1 pseudogene is annotated in these 1,089 nt (G+C 39.1%); it reads left to right on the top strand.

The window, feature by feature from the left end:
• Nucleotides 1-1,089, top strand: a pseudogene (locus ACVRZH_RS10155) (type VII secretion protein EsaA); the annotation flags it as partial.

The raw sequence follows: 1,089 nt of genomic DNA, 5'->3' as shown, positions 1-1,089 counted from the left end.
AAGAGACAATCAGTCGTGAAAATATCGATCGCGTTAATAAGGTCTTTCATCGAACTTATCATGCATCCTCTGTCTTTTACCCTTATGGTGAGTATGTTCGTACAAACCATCTTGAAAGAGCAGTGGTTGCTGATTTACGTTCTTATTATGAACTGGCAGGTCTTATTAAAGCATTCTATGGTGAACAATTTAGAGATGGCTCTGGAACATTAGAGCCAAGTCCAAGTTCTCTGTTTGGGCGTATTAAACAGAAATACGATAATAAAGAAGAACTTGAGAATATTGTGGTTAAGTTAATTCAAGATACAACTGTTACTGAATTAAAAAATGCTTTAAAAACACCCGAAGAAACGATTGTTGAATTTGATGCCCTCATTCCAAAATCAGAGGAATTGTCAACTTATATCGACGAATTGCGGACAAATACAACCAAACTCCTAGAGGGACTAGCTACAACAGTTGAACAAACTCAGTCAGTTAATGAGACCATTAAGAAAAAGCCAACGTTTGTGGAACAAGAAAAGCGTGACAATACGGACTTGGTTACAGTTTCCATGTCTATCAATAGTGACTTGGAGCGATTGAAAAATGCTAGTCAGACATTGATGGAAAATACTAAAGCTCATCAATTGGTTTCTGAGAGTATTCAGGGGCAAGTTGACCGTTTAGCCACAGATGTCAAAGCATTGGAGACTGAGGGGACAAACTTATCTGGTCGGGTTGATGAACTTTATGGGGTGATGACCAAAGAGTATGGTAATAACGCAGAGTTCTTGAAATCTTTCTCAACTGTTTTGAGTAATACTAAAATCGGTAATAGTCAGAACAATGCTGTTTATGAGTACTTATCTAATCCCGTTGACTCTTCAAAAATTGAATCCCTTGTTGGAACAGTGACTAAACAAGCTGATACCCGTCAAGATGAACGTTCAGGATTTCTGTTGATCCTGATGAGTTACCTTGTTGGCCTTGCGGCGTCCTATATTTTGCAACATAGTGACCGTTCTAAGTGGCCTAAGATTGTTGATGTCGTGGCTCGTCGCCATTGGACCAACAGCCTCTACCCCTTTATCTTTTTGACAGGAGTAG

The organism is Streptococcus fryi, assembly GCF_053206505.1.
Note: the sequence above shows the minus strand (reverse complement) of the source record. Positions and strands in the feature narration are given on the sequence as shown.